Origin of the sequence: Labilibaculum manganireducens, from assembly GCF_963665805.2 — a bacterium.
GTDB lineage: Bacteria > Bacteroidota > Bacteroidia > Bacteroidales > Marinifilaceae > Labilibaculum > Labilibaculum manganireducens.
Genome location: NZ_CAXXEE010000003.1, coordinates 2,330,316 through 2,348,879, shown reverse-complemented (window position 1 = coordinate 2,348,879; position 18,564 = coordinate 2,330,316). Strand labels below are relative to the sequence as shown.

Annotated in this window: 16 protein-coding genes; 7 read left to right on the top strand and 9 right to left on the bottom strand. The window is 34.9% G+C overall.

Annotated features, from left to right (window positions below; genetic code table 11):
- Positions 1–124 precede the first annotated feature (124 nt).
- The 3 genes from ACHZAX_RS08985 (at position 125) to ACHZAX_RS08975 (ending at position 3,904) form a co-directional block, all read left to right on the top strand.
- On the top strand, positions 125–2,626 hold the full coding sequence (locus ACHZAX_RS08985; protein ID WP_101309567.1) for an ATP-dependent Clp protease ATP-binding subunit: 2,502 nt from the start codon (positions 125–127) through the stop codon (positions 2,624–2,626).
- 114 nt (positions 2,627–2,740) lie between these two features.
- Complete coding sequence (tpx, locus tag ACHZAX_RS08980; protein ID WP_101309566.1) at positions 2,741–3,256, top strand: thiol peroxidase; 516 nt, start codon at positions 2,741–2,743, stop codon at positions 3,254–3,256.
- 57 nt (positions 3,257–3,313) lie between these two features.
- On the top strand, positions 3,314–3,904 hold the full coding sequence (locus tag ACHZAX_RS08975) for a 3'-5' exonuclease (protein WP_320018853.1): 591 nt from the start codon (positions 3,314–3,316) through the stop codon (positions 3,902–3,904).
- Positions 3,905–3,937: 33 nt separating this feature from the next.
- Here ACHZAX_RS08975 and rimO read toward each other — a convergent pair whose 3' ends face one another.
- The 7 genes from rimO to ACHZAX_RS08940 all read right to left on the bottom strand — a co-directional run bounded on the left by rimO (position 3,938) and on the right by ACHZAX_RS08940 (position 10,668).
- The gene (gene rimO / locus ACHZAX_RS08970) at positions 3,938–5,236 is read right to left on the bottom strand and encodes a 30S ribosomal protein S12 methylthiotransferase RimO (protein ID WP_320018852.1); all 1,299 of its coding nucleotides are present in this window, start codon (positions 5,234–5,236) and stop codon (positions 3,938–3,940) included.
- Positions 5,237–5,383: 147 nt separating this feature from the next.
- The gene (ftsY, locus tag ACHZAX_RS08965; protein ID WP_320018851.1) at positions 5,384–6,334 is read right to left on the bottom strand and encodes a signal recognition particle-docking protein FtsY; all 951 of its coding nucleotides are present in this window, start codon (positions 6,332–6,334) and stop codon (positions 5,384–5,386) included.
- Between the two features lie 164 nt (positions 6,335–6,498).
- Entirely contained in the window at positions 6,499–6,651 is a 153-nt protein-coding gene (locus ACHZAX_RS08960) for a DUF4295 domain-containing protein (protein ID WP_101309562.1), read from the bottom strand.
- 7 nt (positions 6,652–6,658) lie between these two features.
- Positions 6,659–6,841 carry a 50S ribosomal protein L33 gene (rpmG, locus tag ACHZAX_RS08955; protein ID WP_101309561.1) on the bottom strand — a complete coding sequence of 61 codons (183 nt, stop codon included), beginning with the start codon at positions 6,839–6,841 and terminating at the stop codon, positions 6,659–6,661.
- Between the two features lie 13 nt (positions 6,842–6,854).
- Positions 6,855–7,097 (bottom strand): 50S ribosomal protein L28, encoded by a 243-nt coding sequence (gene rpmB, locus ACHZAX_RS08950; protein ID WP_096432400.1) that lies wholly within the window; start codon positions 7,095–7,097, stop codon positions 6,855–6,857.
- A gap of 291 nt (positions 7,098–7,388) precedes the next feature.
- Positions 7,389–8,291 carry a YitT family protein gene (locus ACHZAX_RS08945; RefSeq protein WP_101309560.1) on the bottom strand — a complete coding sequence of 301 codons (903 nt, stop codon included), beginning with the start codon at positions 8,289–8,291 and terminating at the stop codon, positions 7,389–7,391.
- Between the two features lie 340 nt (positions 8,292–8,631).
- Positions 8,632–10,668 carry a M3 family metallopeptidase gene (locus tag ACHZAX_RS08940; RefSeq protein ID WP_320018850.1) on the bottom strand — a complete coding sequence of 679 codons (2,037 nt, stop codon included), beginning with the start codon at positions 10,666–10,668 and terminating at the stop codon, positions 8,632–8,634.
- Positions 10,669–11,334: 666 nt separating this feature from the next.
- Here ACHZAX_RS08940 and proB point away from each other — a divergent pair.
- A complete protein-coding gene (gene proB / locus ACHZAX_RS08935; protein WP_101309558.1) occupies positions 11,335–12,405 on the top strand; it encodes a glutamate 5-kinase in 1,071 nt (356 codons plus the stop codon).
- 90 nt (positions 12,406–12,495) lie between these two features.
- Positions 12,496–13,743, top strand: coding sequence for a glutamate-5-semialdehyde dehydrogenase (locus tag ACHZAX_RS08930; RefSeq protein ID WP_101309596.1), 1,248 nt, complete (start codon positions 12,496–12,498; stop codon positions 13,741–13,743).
- Between the two features lie 578 nt (positions 13,744–14,321).
- Here the strand turns inward: ACHZAX_RS08930 and ACHZAX_RS08925 are convergent.
- Positions 14,322–15,011 (bottom strand): hypothetical protein, encoded by a 690-nt coding sequence (locus ACHZAX_RS08925; protein ID WP_320018849.1) that lies wholly within the window; start codon positions 15,009–15,011, stop codon positions 14,322–14,324.
- Positions 15,012–15,442: 431 nt separating this feature from the next.
- Here ACHZAX_RS08925 and ACHZAX_RS08920 point away from each other — a divergent pair, with 431 nt between their 5' ends.
- Both ACHZAX_RS08920 and ACHZAX_RS08915 read left to right on the top strand, forming a co-directional pair.
- Entirely contained in the window at positions 15,443–17,251 is a 1,809-nt protein-coding gene (locus tag ACHZAX_RS08920) for a MutS-related protein (protein WP_320018848.1), read from the top strand.
- Positions 17,252–17,267: 16 nt separating this feature from the next.
- Positions 17,268–17,546 (top strand): hypothetical protein, encoded by a 279-nt coding sequence (locus tag ACHZAX_RS08915; RefSeq protein WP_320018847.1) that lies wholly within the window; start codon positions 17,268–17,270, stop codon positions 17,544–17,546.
- Positions 17,547–17,676: 130 nt separating this feature from the next.
- On the opposite strand, the gene lgt is transcribed toward ACHZAX_RS08915, so the two are convergent.
- On the bottom strand, positions 17,677–18,480 hold the full coding sequence (gene lgt, locus ACHZAX_RS08910; protein WP_320018846.1) for a prolipoprotein diacylglyceryl transferase: 804 nt from the start codon (positions 18,478–18,480) through the stop codon (positions 17,677–17,679).
- Positions 18,481–18,564 lie beyond the last annotated feature (84 nt).

Below are 18,564 nucleotides of genomic sequence, written 5' to 3'. Positions count from 1 at the left end.
TTGATAGCCCATTTAGGCTTGTATCTAATTATTTTTCGTTATTTTAATGTTGCATTAAAAAACCGGAATCTATTTTCCGATTGATTTACCATTAATTTGTTAAAAAATTTAAAAAACCTACTATATGGATTCTAAATTTTCGCCTCGTATTAAAGATGTACTTTCTTATAGCAAAGAGGAAGCTGAAAGGCTTGGAAACAATGCTATTGGAACAGAACATTTGTTTTTAGGGATTCTTCGTGAAGGTGAAGGTATTGCTGTCGACATTCTAATTTCGTTAGGAGTTGACCTTTACGATATTCGAAAAAACATAGAGAAAAATCTAAAATCAGATACTATTTCTGACTTGGATCAAAATAATATTCCTCTGCAAAGGTCAGCAGAACGTGTTCTTAAATTAATATATCTTGAAGCTAAGGCATTAAAAAACAATACGATAGACACAAGTCACCTTCTTTTAGCCATTTTAAAAGATGAAAAAAGTTTGGTAACTCAAGTATTAGAAGACAATACTATTGATTACAATAAGGTGAAAGAGAATTTAAAAACACTTTTCCCAAAAGCTCAGGCTGACTATACGCCAGAAGACAGTGAAGGAAAAAGTGGGCAATTTGGTGGAGAATCCAAAAGAACAACTGCCAGAGGAAAATCTGAAACTCCTGTACTGGATAATTTTGGTATTGACATCACAAAATCAGCAGAAGAAGGTACACTGGATCCAATTGTTGGAAGAGAGATTGAAATTGAGAGACTTGCACAAATTCTAAGTCGTAGAAAAAAGAACAATCCTATTTTAATCGGCGAACCAGGCGTTGGAAAATCAGCTATCGCTGAAGGACTTGCATTAAGAATCATTCAAAAAAAGGTATCGCGGGTTTTATTTGGAAAAAGAGTTGTCTCTCTTGATTTGGCATCAATTGTTGCAGGAACAAAATACCGGGGTCAGTTCGAAGAACGTATGAAAGCCATTTTAAATGAGCTCTCAAAAACGAATGATATTATTCTTTTTATCGATGAAATCCACACAATTGTAGGAGCTGGCGGTGCTACCGGATCGCTTGATGCTGCAAATATGCTTAAACCTGCCTTGGCTAGAGGTGAAATTCAATGCATTGGTGCTACAACCCTTGATGAGTATCGTCAAAACATCGAAAAAGATGGTGCTTTAGAAAGACGCTTTCAGAAAGTTATGGTTGAGCCAACTTCTCCTGAGGAAACAATAGAAATCCTAAATAATATCAAAGAACGATACGAAGACCATCATAATGTTTTCTATACAAAAGAAGCAATTGAAGCTTGCGTAAAGCTAACATCCAGATACATAAGTGACAGACATCTTCCTGATAAAGCAATTGATGCTCTTGACGAATCCGGTTCGCGTGTTCACATATCAAATATTCATGTGCCTGTGATCATCGAGGAACTTGAGAAAAAAATTGAGGAAACCCGCCAAAACAAAATTAAAGCTGTTAAGGCTCAGAAATTTGAACTGGCAGCCAGCTTCAGAGATAAAGAAAAAAGCTACTCGGAAGATTTAGAGCGGGAAAAAGACAAATGGGAACAAGAACTTAGCCTTAAAAAAGAAAAGGTCTCAGAAGATGATATCGCGGAAGTAGTAGCTATGATGACCGGCGTTCCTGTAAAAAGAATCGCTCAGGCAGAAGGCTCGCGACTCGTTAAAATGGCTGGTGAACTTCAAGGGAGGGTCATTGGACAAGAAGACGCCATTAGTAAAGTAGTTAAAGCTATTCAAAGAAATAGAGCCGGCTTAAAAGATCCAAACAAACCAATTGGTACATTTATATTCCTTGGACCAACTGGAGTTGGTAAAACGCAACTAGCTAAAGTTTTATCAAATTATTTGTTTGATAGCAACGACTCGCTGATACGAATTGACATGAGTGAATATATGGAGAAGTTTGCCGTATCAAGATTAGTTGGAGCTCCTCCGGGATATGTAGGATATGAAGAAGGTGGGCAGTTGACCGAAAAAGTTAGACGTAAACCCTACTCTGTAGTACTTTTAGATGAGATTGAAAAAGCTCATCCGGATGTATTCAATATACTGTTACAAGTACTGGATGATGGCCAATTGACTGATAGTTTAGGCCGTAAGGTTGATTTTAAAAATAGTATTATCATAATGACTTCCAATATAGGAAGTAGAGAATTAAAAGATTTTGGAAAAGGAATCGGCTTCCAATCCGGAGGAACTGATTCTAATGATTACACCAGCAATATTATACAAAAAGCACTGAAAAAAGCATTTGCTCCTGAATTTCTAAACAGAATTGATGATTTGATCATGTTTAATTCTCTAACCCAAAAAGATATCCATAAAATTATCGATATCGAACTTGATGGATTATACAAGAGGGTTAATGACCTGGGATACAACATTAAATTGTCTGCTCCGGCCAAAGACTTTATTGCTGAAAAAGGATATGATGTCCAATTTGGTGCTCGTCCATTAAAACGTGCTATTCAAAAATATTTGGAGGACGAAATGGCTGAAGTCATTATTAGAGCGAGCATTTCAGAAGGCGATACAATTTCTGTTGGGTTTGATAAAGCCAAACAAAAAATAACAACCAAAATTCTGAAACAACATAAAGTAGTTGAATAGAAATAAAGCCGGAATATTTTCCGGCTTTATTTTTTATATTTCAGTTCAATTTTTATTTAGAGTAATTCAAAACAATTATTACCTTTGATTGAAACGACAAAATAAAATATCATTATGACTAAAAACAATAAAAAAGTTGCGTTTGCAGGAAACCCAATGACTCTTCTTGGGAATGAAGTAAAAACTGAAATGACTGCAAGTAATTTCACAGCCCTTAACCAAGAACTTGCTCCTGTTCAACTATCTGATTTTGATGGGAAGGTGAAGATTCTATCTGTTTTCCCATCGATTGATACCGGCGTTTGTTCAGCTCAAACTCATCGATTCAATAAAGAAGCTGCTTCTCTTGATAAAAATATTCAAATCATTACCCTATCTAATGATTTACCATTTGCATTAGGTCGTTTCTGTGGCGCTGAAGGAATTACAAATTTAGTAACACTTTCGGATCACAAAGAACTTGACTTTGGATTAAAATATGGTTTTGTAGTAGAAGAATTACGTCTTCTTGCTCGTGGCATTGTTGTTGTTGATAAAAACAACAAAGTAAAATATGTAGAATATGTAGCAGAAATGACTGAGGAGCCTAACTATGAAGCAGCATTAAAAGTTGCTAAAGCATTGGTTTAACATTTACAGTAATTAATTAAAAAAGCTCCTTTATGGAGCTTTTTTTAAAGAAAGCATATGTATTTATTTTTCGATACAGAAACAACCGGCCTGCCAAAACGCTGGAATGCTCCCGTTACAGATTTGGATAACTGGCCCAGACTCGTTCAACTAGCCTGGCTTCTTTATGACAGTCGGGACAATGAAATTAAAAGAGCAAACAGAATCATTATCCCCGAAGGATTTATAATTCCTCCTGAAGCATCTAATGTTCACGGCATTTCCACACAGAAGGCTATTGATGAAGGAATTGACTTGTCTGAAGTATTGAATGAGTTTTCAAAAGTATTAAATGAGGCTGATTTTTTAATTGCTCACAACATTAGCTTTGATGAAGTAATTATTGGAGCTGAATTTCTGAGGAAAGATATCAAAAGCAGATTGATTGACATCCCTAAAATTTGTACCATGAAAACCACCACCAATGTCTGCAAGATTCCTGGAAGAAGTGGTTACAAATGGCCTAATTTAACTGAACTTCATCAATTCCTGTTTCAAAAAGGTTTTGACGGTGCTCATGATGCTCTCGCTGATGTAAAAGCATGTGCCGATTGTTTCTTTGAGTTGAAGAAAACCGGAATGTATCAAGTACAAGGAAGTTTATTTTAAAAGATAAGGCAGATCAACCGATCTGCCTTATTTTTATATTATTTCTCCAAACAAATCGTAATCTTCAAAATCGTTAATTCGAACAGTGTAAAACTCACCAATTTTAAGATCGGCTCCATTTATTGGAATTAAAACCTCAGGGTCAACCTCATATGAATCAAATTCTGTTCGTCCGTAGTAGAAATCAACATCCTTTCTATCAATTACAACTTTTAATTCTTCCCCTACTCTTTTTTCGTTCACTGCTCTCGAAATTTCCTGCTGTAAAGCCATGATATCATCCCTCCTGCTTTCCTTTATCTCTAAAGGAATATTATCATCGTAATTGATTGCTGCATAAGTATCATCTTCATTTGAATATGGAAAAACTCCCAAGCGTTCAAACTTCATCTCCGACACAAATGCCATAAGATCCTTCATATCGGCTTCGGTTTCACCAGGATGACCAACCAACATTGTAGTTCTAAGAGTAATTCCCGGAACCTCCGCTCTAATTTTAGTAATCAACTCAATAGTTTTCTCACGATTAATACCTCTACGCATTAAGTTTAATACATTATCGCTGGAATGCTGAAGGGCAATATCAAGGTAACGACAAACTTTAGGATTCTCACGCATCAACTTAAGAATTCCGTATGGAAATTGAGTAGGATATGCATAATGTAACTTAATCCACTCTAAACCGTCTATTTCAGAAAGCAACTGAACCAATTCAGCAAGTCTCGATTCGTTATATAAATCATATCCATAGTATGATAAGTCCTGAGCAATCACCAACAGCTCCTTTACCCCATCTTTTACCAGTCCCCTTGCCTCTTCCAATATATCTTCCATAGGTCTGGAGACATGCTTCCCTGTAATGATAGGGATGGCGCAATACGAACAGGATCTATTACACCCTTCAGAGATTTTTAGATAGGCAAAATGCTTAGGCGTAGTAATCATTCTAAAATTCTTAAAGTCAGGTTTATAATCCTTGTTTAATTCTTTTACAATCAATTGCCATTCAAATTTACCAAAAAAGTGATCTACTTCAGGAATCTCTTTTACTAAATCATCACGATAACGCTCCGACAAACAACCCATCACAAAAAGCTTATCTATTCTTCCAGCTTTTTTTGCTTCTGCATATTGCAGAATCATATCAATCGACTCCTCTTTAGCATCCCCAATAAATCCACAGGTATTAATAATGATAGTTCTTGCATCACTATTCTCTTCATCACAACCAACCTGAAATTGATTGGCATCCAGCTGTTTCATCAACAACTCAGTGTCAACTAAATTCTTTGAACAACCTAAACTAACAATATTTATTTTCGTCTGATTCATATATAGATTTCCTTTTAACGACTTAATTTTTGGCAAAAATAAGAGAAAAAACTCTTTTTTCCATTTGAATTGAAATTATTAGCGAGTTAAGAATAACAAAGGCTGCCTTTTGGGGACAGCCTTTTCAATTATTATCAAGAGATTCGATTAACTGAATAACGAATCAACAAATTCGTTTCGATTAAATACCTGCAGATCTTCCATGCTTTCCCCAATACCTATATATTTTACAGGCACTTTAAATTGATCAGAGACACCAATAACAACTCCTCCTTTTGCAGTACCATCCAGCTTTGTAATAGCCAATGCATTTACTTCGGTTGCTAAGGTAAATTGTTTTGCCTGCTCAAAAGCATTCTGTCCGGTTGATCCATCCAACACCAATAAAATTTCATGCGGAGCTCCCGGAACAACACGATCCATAACACGCTTAATCTTACTTAACTCATTCATTAAGTTGATTTTATTGTGCAGACGCCCCGCAGTATCAATAATTACTACATCAGAACCATTTGCCTTTGCCTGAGTAAGAGTTTCAAATGCTACAGAAGCCGGATCAGCGCCCATTCCCTGATTTACTACAGGAACCCCGACCCTTTCGGACCAAATTATTAACTGATCAACGGCAGCCGCACGAAATGTATCTGCTGCACCAAGTGTTACTTTTTTCCCAGCCTTTTTAAACTGATAAGCTAATTTTCCAATAGTTGTTGTTTTACCAACACCATTAACACCCACAACCATTATTACATAAGGATGATCTGATTTTGGCAAATCAAATGTTTCGTAATCACCCTTATTATTTTCCTTCAACAAACCCGCAATCTCCTCTTTAAGAATGCGATTCAATTCGGATACCCCAAGAAATTTATCTTCCGCTACACGTTTTTCTATTCGCCCAATAATTTTCAAGGTTGTATCAACTCCTACATCTGAAGATATCAAAACCTCTTCCAATTCATCAAGGACATCATCATCTACGGTGGCTTTACCTACAACAACGCGAGTTAATTTCTTAAAAACACTATCCTTTGTTTTAGCAAGTCCTTTATTAAGATTTTCTTTTTTTGATTTCGAAAAACTTCCAAATAATCCCATTTCTAATTAAATTTTAGCCTGCTAAAGTACAAAAAAATGAGCTTACAAGCAATTAACAATAAACGTAATAGAGTTGAAGAAGTAAACTTATGTTTTTAGATAAAAAAAAGCTTCCTAATTTTATTAGGAAGCTTTTAATATTCAATGCTATATGAACGTCTTTACTATTTAGCAAAGAAATCCTTAACGTTTTCGTTCGGTACGATTTCCTCTTTAAAAGAATATGCACCAGATTTAGGAGATTTCACCATTTTGATTACTTTAGCGAAACCACGGCCTTCACCTTTTTGTAGGGATGCTACTACTTTCTTAGCCATATCTCAATTATTTTATTTCTCTGTGAACAGTTACTTTTTTCAAAATTGCATTATACTTCTTCATCTCCATACGATCAGGAGTGTTTTTCTTATTCTTAGTAGTAATGTATCTTGAAGTTCCAGGTATACCACTGTCTTTATGCTCAGTACACTCAAGAATTACTTGCACTCTATTACCTTTTTTAGCCATTTTCTATGCCTTTTTAGTATTTTTTAATAAATCCTTTTTCTTGAGCTTTAGTAAGTGCACCTTTTACTCCTAATTTATTAATTAGTCGTACTCCTGCAGCAGAAATCCTTAGCTCAATCCAGCGATCCTCTTCAGGAAGATAGAACTTCTTATCGAAAAGATTTGGATAGAATCTTCTCTTAGTTCTTCTTTTTGAGTGAGAAACATTGTTCCCAACCATTACGCTCTTTCCAGTAATTTGACAAACTCTTGACATAGTCCAGATTATTTTTTTCCTTAAACGCTTTTCAAACAGGTCGCAAAATACGTAATAATTTTCTTGAAAATCAAATTATTTCACAACTTTTTACAGATATATTTTAACACGAATGAAATTGCTCCGTGCATTACAAACACAATACAAGTCTAAATTGCAGAGAGGCTCTTTTAACAAACAATAAATTCATTTTCTTTATCACAATGAATAAACCTGCATTAGACTTAGCAACAAAAATAAAAAAATCCCTCCATATTAGGGAGGGATTTTGAAAAATATTTAAAAATAATCTTATTCTTCATTCAGCGATTTAAAACCTTCACCCAGAATTTCATTCGCTTCGGTAACATTAACAAAAGCAGAAGGATCCACCTCTTTAATATGCAGTTTAAGAATCTCTAATTCTCTACGGCTCATTACAGAATAAACCATTTTTTTCTCTTCTCCTGAATAAACCCCGGTTCCGGTAAAAATTGTCGCACCTCGTTTCAAATCATCTCTGATTTTTGAAGAAATAGACTCAAATTGATCGGAAACTATCATAACTGTCTTGTGATAATTTGCGCCACTAACAACCATATCGATAATCTTACCTTCAATGTAAATAATGATTAAAGAATAAATAGCAAACTCCCACCCAATGGTTCCTGTTTCGCTAGGTTGAGCAAGTGTAAACAGAACAATTATACCATCTACAATCATCACCAACTTTCCCAGCGAAAGCTTAGTATATTTGGCCAAAATCATTGCAATGATATCAGATCCGCCTGAAGTTGCACGTGATTTAAATATGAATCCAATTGAGATTCCATAAAATACACCTGCTACAATTGTATTCAGCATTGGATCTGCAATAACTTTTGCGTAATCTGGAGAAATGAAGGTTTCCATAAACCAAACTGTGAACAAAATTACACCAATACTTACAATCGTTTTAACTCCAAATCGAGGGCCTAGAATTATTGTTCCTAAAATTACCAAGGGAATTTCCATGGCAAAAGTACAATAACTGATTTTCCAGCTAAACATTGTGTTTAGAACTGTCGCAATACCATAAACACCTCCTGGTGCCAGTTTATAAGGTACAACAAATAAAATGTCAGAAACAGCAAAAATGATACTTCCCAGTATTAAGTACGCATAGGCACTAAGCCATTCATTTGACAAAAATTTTTCTTTGGTTACAAAAGCCATTTTTTAATCGTTAGTTTAAGTGTTTAAAATTCGCCGGCAAAAATAGACGCACCTCTTTTAATAACAAGGATTTTTGTCAAAATTCACAAAACCACAACTGCCTGTAAAACAGCGATGAATATTGTCAGACTATATTTTTAAAAACATATTTATCCAAATTGGAGAAAAAAGACGTCAATTTTTCACTTATGAAAATATTTGTGTGTTCATTTCGTCTGATTAATATGATACTAAAACTCATAATTATCTTAATCAACTTCACTACTTATGTTCATTTTTATTTTTGATCAAAAAAAAAGCTGTTCTAAAAAAAACAGCTCCCAATTTTTGTATGATTAATCTATTTCAGACCACTTCTCTTAAGAAGAGGTTCAATGGAAGGTTCTTTACCTCTAAATTTCAGGTAAAGGTTCATAGGATGATCACTTCCTCCCTTCTCAAGGATATTTTCTTTAAACGATTTCGCAATTTCTTTATTAAATATCCCAGCACTTTTAAAAGCGTCAAAAGCATCTGCATCTAAAACCTCAGCCCATTTGTACCCATAATAACCTGCACCATAACCTCCCGCGAAAATATGAGAAAATGCTGTACTCATACAGCTTGTTTCTACCCGATCAAACAATTCAGTTGAAGACATCGCTTTATCCTCAAAAACTGAAACTTCATCGGCCACGGGCTCAGTTACACTATGCCAGGCCATATCATTTAGTCCAAAACTAATTTGACGCACAAATGAATATCCACTTAAGAAATTTTCGCTGTCGATAATCTTTTGCACAATCTCAGCAGGAATCTTTTCTCCTGTTTGGTAGTGTTCGGCTACATCATCCAACCATTCTTTTTGTGTAGCAAAATTTTCCATGAATTGCGAGGGCAACTCAACAAAATCACGATACACATTTGTACCGGAAAGGCTGCTGTATGTGCATTTTGACAACATTCCGTGCAAAGCGTGACCAAACTCATGCAAAAAGGTAGTTACCTCATTAAAAGTAAGTAATGATGGTTTTATTTCACTTGGTTTTGTGAAGTTACAAACAATGGAAATATGCGGACGATGATCCGTACCTTTCTTACGGTATTGATCGACGAAGGACGTCATCCATGCTCCTCCTTGTTTTGAACTACGAGGATGAAAATCAGTATATAATAAGGATAAAAACTCTCCTTTATCATCAGTCACCTCATACACATCAACATCTTTATGATATTTCGGAAGATTAGGATTAATATTAAATTTTATCCCGTAAAGGCGTGCAGCCAAAGAGAAGATGCCTTTTTTAACTCGTTCCAACTCGAAGTATGGTCGGGTAATTTCATCATTAACATCAAATTTTTCTGTTTTCAGTTTTTCAGCGTAATAAGCCCAATCCCACCGTTCTAATTTAAAATCAGCACCTAAACTTTTTGCATACGCCTGCAATTCCTTAAATTCCTCTTTGGCCTTAGGCATCGAAGCATCCAATAATTCGGTTAGAAAATCTGTCACCTTACTTGATTGCTTCGCCATTCTCTCTTCTAAAACAAAATCGGCATAAGAAGTGTATCCGAACAGCTGAACTTTCTTTAATCGCAGTTCTACGATCCGCTTTACTATTTTTTGGTTATCGAATTTATCGTTAAAACAACGTGAAGAATATACCTTAAACATTTTCTCGCGCAACTCACGAATATCTGAATATTGCATAAAAGGAACGTAACTGGGAAATTGCAGAGTAAATATCCATCCTTCTTTATCTTCCTCCTTTGCAACAATGCCGGCAGCCTCAATAATTCCATCAGGAAGACCTGATAATTCATTTTTATCAGTAATGTGAAGCTCAAAATTATTGGTAGCAGCTAAAACATTTTCGCCAAACTGCAATGTCAGTTTGGAAAGTTCTTTAGATATTTCCCGAATCTGATCCTTTTTTTCTTTTTCCAGATTTGCTCCAGATCTTACAAATGATTTGTATCGGTCAGTCAGCAACTTTTCTTGCTCAACCGTAAGTTTCAATTCGCTTTTTTGATGATAAACATCCTTCACACGGGCGAATAGTTTCTCATTCATGATGATGTCATTTGAAAACTCCGTCAGCATGGGCGAAACTTCTCTTGCCAATGCCTGCATCTCATCATTTGTATTGGCATGGTTTAAATTGAAAAAAATGGAAGCTGCCCGATCCAATTGATGTCCGGAATACTCCAAAGCCTCAATCGTATTCACAAAATTTGGCTCCTCGGCATTGTCAACAATCTGATCTATTTCCTTTTTCGCAATCTCAATACTCTCAGTAAAAGCAGGCAAAAAATGATTCAATTCAATGGATTCGAACGGAGCCGCTTCATATGGTGTTGTAAATTCGTTTAGTAATGGATTTGTATGTACAGTCATAGTTAATTTTTTATATCAGTAACAAAGATATAAAATTGAGAAGGCAATTAAACTGGAAAAAAATAATTATTTGGAAAATATCTTAATAGTATTTCCAGCCATTTCAAAATCAATACAATCAATTGATTTACAATACACAAAAGCTCACTGATCCGATTTGTATTCCACATGGAATTTATAACGCAAACCTTTCCATGCTATTCTCAACACTCAACATATCAAGATGTAATGGAATCATCTCATGAAAAAATTCCTATATTTGATTCACTAAAACAAGGGGGATTTGTAATTATCAAGCATTACCAAAATGAAAGGTATGAAATTTCTTATCCATAAAAGTTTACAAACAGAAGCAAAAGGCTCCATCTTTTCTTCTGAATTACTGTGTCTGAATTTTTATTTCATTCTTCCCTCCCATCCCTTTGGGTATCTCTCAAACAGCATCCTGAAATAAACATTTCTTTTTGCCTTTCATTATTCATTGAACAGGCACTTATTTTTTAACTCATTCCAATTTATAGGTACAGAATTCTATTCCCGTACTTCAAATTGTCATATACATATATTAAAGTATGAAACGTCCATGTATAAAGCTTTCTACACACAGGGGGATGATTATTTCAGCATGGTAAGTTCCATATGGCAAAAGTTTAAAATTATAATCATATGAAACGAATTTGCATTAAAATAGGCTCTAATGTTCTTACCAAAGAGAATGGAGAACTAAATACATCCAGAATTAAAAACATCGTCTATCAAATTTCTTCGCTAAGAAAAATGGGAATACAGTGTATTCTTGTTTCTTCGGGAGCCGTTGCAGCAGGAAGAAGTAAGGTAAAACTGCCTGAAAAGATTGATACTGTTTCAGCAAGACAGATATGGTCCTCAGTTGGTCAGGTAGAGTTACTGAATGTCTATTCTGTCTTTCTTAAAGAATTTGAAATTGAGTGTGCTCAAGTTCTTGTTACAAAACAAGATTTTAGAACACGGGAACACTATCTAAACATGAAGAACTGTTTAAATTCTCTTCTAAACAATGGAATTCTTCCAATTATTAATGAAAATGATGCCGTATCAGTTACTGCTCTGATGTTTACGGATAACGATGAGCTATCCGGACTGATCGCCTCGATGATGGATGTTGAAGCGCTTTATTTACTAAGTAATATCAATGGAATTTATACTGGAAATCCAAATGATAATAATTCCACATTATTACAAACTGTAAATGGTGACGTTAACAGGTTAAAACAATATATCACCACTAAAAAATCCAATTTTGGAAGAGGTGGAATGTTAACCAAGTGCAGTATAGCCGGAAGAGTTGCCAAATCCGGCATACCTGTACATATTGCCAATGGAGGAATTGATGATATTGTGCTGGAACTGGTTAATTCGCCTGACGAAGTAAACCACACAAGCTTTACGGCAAGCAAAAAGGCTTCAACTGTAAAACAATGGCTGGCAGGATCAGATGGCTTTGAAAAAGCCCAATTAGTAATTAACAAAGGTGCTGAAGAGGCTTTGTGCTCAAAAAAAGCTACAAGTTTATTGCCAATTGGTGTTATAAAAATTAGCGGAGATTTTGAAAAAGGAGATATTATTAAAATTGTTGGTTTATCGGGTAAGGTAATTGGGCTTGGGAAAACTCAATATAATAAAACCAAAGCGGAAAGTTATATCGGAAAAACCGGAACAAAACCTCTGGTTCATTACGATTATCTTTTTCTTTATTAATGATGCATTTTGATATCAGATAATTACACCAATTAAAAAATAAGGCATAACTTTTAGATGGACTCTCAAATTCAAACAAAAAAACAAAATATGATCTGTACAGAACAATTACATAAAGTCAAAGATGCTTCCAGAACCATGTGTCTGATTAGCTCTGAAACAATAAACAATCTTCTTGAACAACTTGCAAAATCTCTTAGAGAAGGCACAGAACAAATTCTTGAGGCCAATCAGAAAGATCTGGAACGTATGTCTGAATACGATCCAAAATACGATCGTTTGCTATTAAGCTGCGAAAGAATTAACGGAATAGCAAATGATATAGAAAATACAATTCAACTGCCTTCTCCTTTAGGAAAAGTGTTCTCTGAAAAAACGCTTGAAAATGGATTATTAATTAAAAAAGTTAGTGTTCCATTGGGAACTGTAGGTGTAATTTATGAGGCTCGTCCGAATGTTACGCTGGATGTATTTGCTCTCTGCTTTAAATCGGGTAATGCCTGCGTTTTAAAAGGTGGCAGCGATGCTGAAAATTCAAATAAGGCTTTGGTAGCATTAATAAAAAAAACACTTGCAGATAATCATCTTGATCCTGAAATCATTCAATTACTGCCTTCAGCCAGAGAGGCTGCTTCAGAATTAATGAACGCAGTAGGTTTTGTTGATGTTTTAATACCAAGAGGCTCTCAAAATCTCATCAACACAGTGAGGCAAAACTCTAAAGTTCCAGTAATCGAAACCGGTGCTGGTATTGTACACACCTATTTCGATAAAGACGGAGATTTACAAAAAGGAAAGCAGATTGTATTTAATGCAAAAACACGCCGTGTAAGCGTATGCAATGCATTGGACTGTCTTTTGATTCATAAAAGTCGTCTTGCTGATCTCTCGGAATTAGTAAGTAAACTACAGGATAAAAATGTTGAAATATTTGCTGACGAAGAAGCTTATCATGCAATTGAAAATGCCTATCCAAAAAATCTGCTTAATAAAGCAGATGAATCATCATTTGGAACGGAATTCTTAAGTCTCAAAATGTCGATTAAAACAGTGAATGATTTCCATGAGGCTACAGATCACATTTATAAGTACAGTTCCAAGCACAGCGAGGCCATAATAAGCGAGAACTCAAAAACTATAAGTGACTTTTACTCAGTAGTTGATGCTGCTGCAATCTATTCCAATACTTCAACTGCATTTACAGACGGGGCACAATTTGGATTGGGAGCTGAAATTGGGATAAGCACGCAAAAATTACACGCCCGTGGACCTATGGCTTTGGAAGAATTATGCTCCTATAAGTGGTTAATTACCGGAGATGGACATATTAGAGAGTAAATCTCTTCACTTTTGATTCTTTTTAAATACCAAATATTGAGCTTTGTTTATTTTGTATATTCTGTCTTTCGATTCCAAAGAGATTTATGCTTAAATGGCAACAATTAACTTTTTCGTACTATACAATCGAAAAAGCTTGTTCTTTATTTCTCATTTAAAAATTAAGTTGATTAAGAACCAAAGTGACAAATGGATGTTTTTTGTACATAAACATTGAAATTTCATGAGTGATTAACTTATAAGTTATGGTAAGGCCTTGCCATGAAACATTGTGACAGTATCAATTATATTACCTGATTGCCTTCTGAATATAGAATGAAGAATGCCTTCCCAAACACATAGCATTAACCATTCGCAGTGAAGTGGCGTCAAGAAGTATTTAATATTCAAAAAAAAAGTGATCAGATAAAGTGGGTAAGTAAACCTAAATATCCTTAACCTAACTGTTGATCACAAATTTGAACGAGAAAGTGTTTTAAATGAAATTGATATAAAAAATATCCGGCAAAATTTAATTGCCGGATATTATAAAATCTAATATCATTAAGATATTACTGTAAGCCATTAAACAATTAATCTTACTCCAGTGTAAAAGTATAACCAGCTACAGGCCGAACAGACGAATATATATTAATACTCACATTATAAGCTTGTTTGTGCTTCAAATTTGCATGCATTACATTGGTTCCTATCCTATTGGATTCCTTTGAAATATATGCTCTTGCAACTTCATTTCCTTCTCCAAATACATTTCCTTCCCGAAGAATAACTGTAGAATCGTAGTGACTAAACCCTAAAGAATTACTTGCGAAGATGTAATGAGAAGTGACTTGATTTATCGAAGCTTGAATTGGAGTGCAAACAGAAGATTCCTGATTGTATGCATAACCATTATCCAATTGAACAGTAGCTGCAATAATATTTACTTGGTCTGTAAAGTGAGGTCCATAAGCCAAAACGTAATGACCATTGAATAAATCAATCTGATTGCTCATAATTGTTACAATACCACTCGCCTGACCGGCAAAATATTGTCTAACAAGAGGAGTCCCCTCTATTTTATCTTTATATATATAAAGATATCCACCCTTTGCACTTCCACTGTTTGGGCGGGTTATTCTGCACGTTAGCTCTCCAGCTCCTAAAACTGTAATATCTGAAATGGATGTTCTCCACAATTCACTGTAATTCCCGTAACTGGTCTTAATTTCAGGAATCATGTTTGTACGCATTTCAATAGCTTCTTTATTCAATGTATCAGTTTTCATTTCAATATTTTTTTAGTTACATGAAGATCGTTTTACTCAATTCTTCATAACCTACTCTAATAAGGCTTTTCGGTGAACGCCTGGTAAAAGATATAGTGCACTTATTTTTTACACAAATGAAATTAATTCATAAAAAACTGTAATCAAAAAGTTATTAGTGAGGACGATAAGAAAATGAGTGAACCACATGAATGTATGAGCGAAAAAACATAATTCAAGAAAAATAATTTTTTGACAAATGATTAAAATATAGAGTTTAATATAAAATTTCGATCATATAGATCAAGAATTGAGGATTAAATCTGATATTGATTTTTTTTGACATAAAACACAAGTTTGCCTTAGATTTATAATATATTCACAACTCATATAAATATCAAACAGCTAAAATTTCGCTTACATTAGCTGATAAAACTACAATAAAACGAAAAATGAATCAAAAACTATCCTTTTACACCGATCGAATACATGCATTTAAAAAGCAAACAAGTGTTCTTCAAAAACAGAATCGAAACCTCTCGTTTTTGCGTCTTTTTTCTGCAATTGGAGCATTCGTGTTTTTTTATGGTTTTCTATCCTATTCTGCATTAATTGCAAGTGCTGTGGCTATCACATTAGTATTCTCGCTGATCTATTTTGTAAGAAAATACAATCGAAACAGTAAAAATATAAAAAGGCTGCACGCCTTGATCGAAATTAACGAGAATGAAATTAATTGCTTGCAAACACGCCATAGTACTCTTTTTTATGATGGCGAAGAGTATCTGAAACCGAATCATTCCTATGCATCAGATCTGGACATATTTGGACAACATTCTCTTTTTCAATTAATCAACCGGAGCGTTACTAAAACAGGTAATAATACTCTTGCCAGCTGGCTCGAAAAGCCATCACCTAATCAAGAGATCAGCAAAAGACAGGAAGCGGTTAAAGAATTGGCAAAAAAGATTGATTGGAGACAAAATATCGTTCAATATGGCTTTGCGAACAATCTAAAAAATGATGACCCCGGTTTTGTAATTGAATGGGGTAAAAAGCCCTCACCTTTTCATGGAAAGAAAGTATTACAAATCGCTGTTACAATTATGCCTTTACTTTCATTGGGAGCCTTGGTATATTCTTTTATCGGCTCGCAAGCTCCTATTACAATAATGATATTGGCTAGTATTGGAATTCACTACTATAACTTCAGGAAAGTGAGCAGAGCTCATGAACAAACTTCAAAAAGAGGGGAAATGCTCAAAACCTACTCCTATATTATTGAGCAGTTCGAAAAAGAGAACTGGAATTCTGAAAAATTAAATGAACTAAAGAGCAAGTTGGGTAGTAATGATCGGTTAACATCAAAAAAAATACAGCAACTAAGCAAGCTTATTGAATTATTAGATCAACGATTAAATGTAATGGTTCAAATATTGCTTAATCTACTGTTTTTCTATGAATTGCACATTTTATTTCGTATCGACAAGTGGAAACAAAATTATGGTGCTGAAATTGAAAAATGGTTTGATGCAATCAGTGAGATTGAAGCCATTTCCAGCTTATCCAATTTAAGTTTTAACCATGAAGAATGGGCTTTTCCAAAAATTTCAGACAAACACTTTGAGTTGAATGTAAAGCAAGCTGGTCATCCGATGATTGATGAGAAAGGAAGAGTAAATAATGACTATCAACTAAACGGGCCGGGAACCGTTCATATTGTTACAGGATCGAATATGGCCGGAAAAAGTACTTTTTTGCGAACCGTTGGAGTGAATGTTGTGATGGCATTGGCAGGAGCTCCGGTTTGTGCTCAGGAAATGACGGTTTCAAATGTGGAAATCAACACTTCTATGAGAATTAAAGATTCGATAGAAGAAAATGAATCTTCTTTTTATGCAGAACTAAAGAGAATTCAGCAGGTGATAGAAAAAGTAAATCGAAAAGAGAAGACATTATTACTATTGGATGAAATTTTGAGAGGAACCAATTCGAAAGACAAGCATACAGGGTCGAGAGCATTGATTAAGCAACTGGTGAAACACGATGCAGTTGCGATGGTGGCAACACATGATTTGGAACTATCGATACTGGAAGAAGAATTACCCGGGCAGGTTGAAAACCGGTTCTTCGATATTAAAATTGATGGTGATCAGCTTTATTTTGACTACAAAGTGCAAAAAGGATTTTGCAAAACCTTTAACGCTCCTATTTTAATGCGGAAAATGGGAATCGATTTGGAAATATTGAAGGAAGCATAAAGCTAAATACTTTTTTATGACAGGGAATCCTGTTTGGATGATTTTAAAAGCGTTCCCATATTGGGGAATTTACCTTGAATGTTTCGAAGTGTACGCCCGCAATCGGGAATCAGGTATGGATTGGTTCAAAGTACTTTCCCACAATTGGGAGTACGCTTTGGATGATTCGAACTACTCTCCCACAATAGGGCAACATGCTTTGGGTGCTCCAAACTGCTCTCCCGCAATTGGGAAATGGGTTTTGGGTGATTTTAAGTACTTTCCCACATTTGGGAACAGGCTTTGGAAGGTTTAAAGTGCTTTCCCATCATTAGGAAGGCTTTTTGAATGACATGGATCGACAAACTTGATTTTAGAAAGAGATTTATGCAACAATAAAAAAGCCGAATCGGAAAAGATTCGGCTTCTTGTTATACTATAGTTAATTACTTCATCGGTTCAATTCTATACGATCGAATCAGAAAGAACAACCCGATTAAAACAAACGGAATGCTTAGTAACTGTCCCATATTTAACAACATTCCCTGCTCAAAAGCTTCCTGATTTTCTTTAATAAATTCGATAAAGAAACGAGCTGTAAAGATCATCACAAAAAAAGCTCCGAATAATCTTCCGCTGTATTGTTTTGCATTGGTTTTCCAATACATAAATGACAGAACACCAAAGGAAATCAAATAACAAATTGCTTCGTATAATTGTGCTGGGTGCCGTGGTGCTTTTGGCTCATAAATAGAAGCTCTGATGAATTGAAATCCCCAGTCAGAATGAGTTTGAGTTCCAATAATTTCTGAATTCATCAAATTTCCCAAACGAATAAAACATCCTGCCAAAGCAACCGGAATTACCACGTAATCCAATATCCAAAGCATTGATTTTCTGCTCACTTTTTTAGAATAAAACCATAAAGCAACAAGAATTCCAATTGTAGCACCGTGAGATGCCAATCCTCCCCGCCAAATTTTAATCATTTCGGCAGGGTGTTGTGAATAAAATTCCCATCCGTAGAAAAACACATGTCCCAAACGAGCACCAACAACAGTTGCAATCATGGTATACAGGAATAATTTATCAAGCCATTCCAGTTTAATACCATCTTTTTTAAACATTTTTTCTACCAGATAATATCCCAACAAAAATCCTAATGCGAATAATAATCCGTACCAACGGACAGCGATAGGGCCGATTTTAAATATTTCCGGGTCGATATCCCAAAGAATTGAAAGCAACATATGTGTTTTTTTAAGTTTGGTAAGTAAAACTAAATGGATTGTTTCGACTTGCGAAACAATCCATGTGAATTTAGTATGATTTTT

Coding starts and splice junctions, on each gene's coding strand:
- ACHZAX_RS08915 (WP_320018847.1), top strand. CDS start 17,268: ATGACAGGGAATCCTGTTTGGATGATTTTAAAAGCGTTCCCATATTGG.
- ACHZAX_RS08975 (WP_320018853.1), top strand. CDS start 3,314: ATGTATTTATTTTTCGATACAGAAACAACCGGCCTGCCAAAACGCTGG.
- ACHZAX_RS08940 (WP_320018850.1), bottom strand. CDS start 10,668: ATGACTGTACATACAAATCCATTACTAAACGAATTTACAACACCATAT.
- rpmG (WP_101309561.1), bottom strand. CDS start 6,841: ATGGCTAAAAAAGGTAATAGAGTGCAAGTAATTCTTGAGTGTACTGAG.
- rpmB (WP_096432400.1), bottom strand. CDS start 7,097: ATGTCAAGAGTTTGTCAAATTACTGGAAAGAGCGTAATGGTTGGGAAC.
- ACHZAX_RS08925 (WP_320018849.1), bottom strand. CDS start 15,011: ATGAAAACTGATACATTGAATAAAGAAGCTATTGAAATGCGTACAAAC.
- ftsY (WP_320018851.1), bottom strand. CDS start 6,334: ATGGGATTATTTGGAAGTTTTTCGAAATCAAAAAAAGAAAATCTTAAT.
- ACHZAX_RS08960 (WP_101309562.1), bottom strand. CDS start 6,651: ATGGCTAAGAAAGTAGTAGCATCCCTACAAAAAGGTGAAGGCCGTGGT.
- proB (WP_101309558.1), top strand. CDS start 11,335: ATGAAACGAATTTGCATTAAAATAGGCTCTAATGTTCTTACCAAAGAG.
- ACHZAX_RS08930 (WP_101309596.1), top strand. CDS start 12,496: ATGATCTGTACAGAACAATTACATAAAGTCAAAGATGCTTCCAGAACC.
- ACHZAX_RS08945 (WP_101309560.1), bottom strand. CDS start 8,291: ATGGCTTTTGTAACCAAAGAAAAATTTTTGTCAAATGAATGGCTTAGT.
- ACHZAX_RS08920 (WP_320018848.1), top strand. CDS start 15,443: ATGAATCAAAAACTATCCTTTTACACCGATCGAATACATGCATTTAAA.
- lgt (WP_320018846.1), bottom strand. CDS start 18,480: ATGTTGCTTTCAATTCTTTGGGATATCGACCCGGAAATATTTAAAATC.
- tpx (WP_101309566.1), top strand. CDS start 2,741: ATGACTAAAAACAATAAAAAAGTTGCGTTTGCAGGAAACCCAATGACT.
- rimO (WP_320018852.1), bottom strand. CDS start 5,236: ATGAATCAGACGAAAATAAATATTGTTAGTTTAGGTTGTTCAAAGAAT.
- ACHZAX_RS08985 (WP_101309567.1), top strand. CDS start 125: ATGGATTCTAAATTTTCGCCTCGTATTAAAGATGTACTTTCTTATAGC.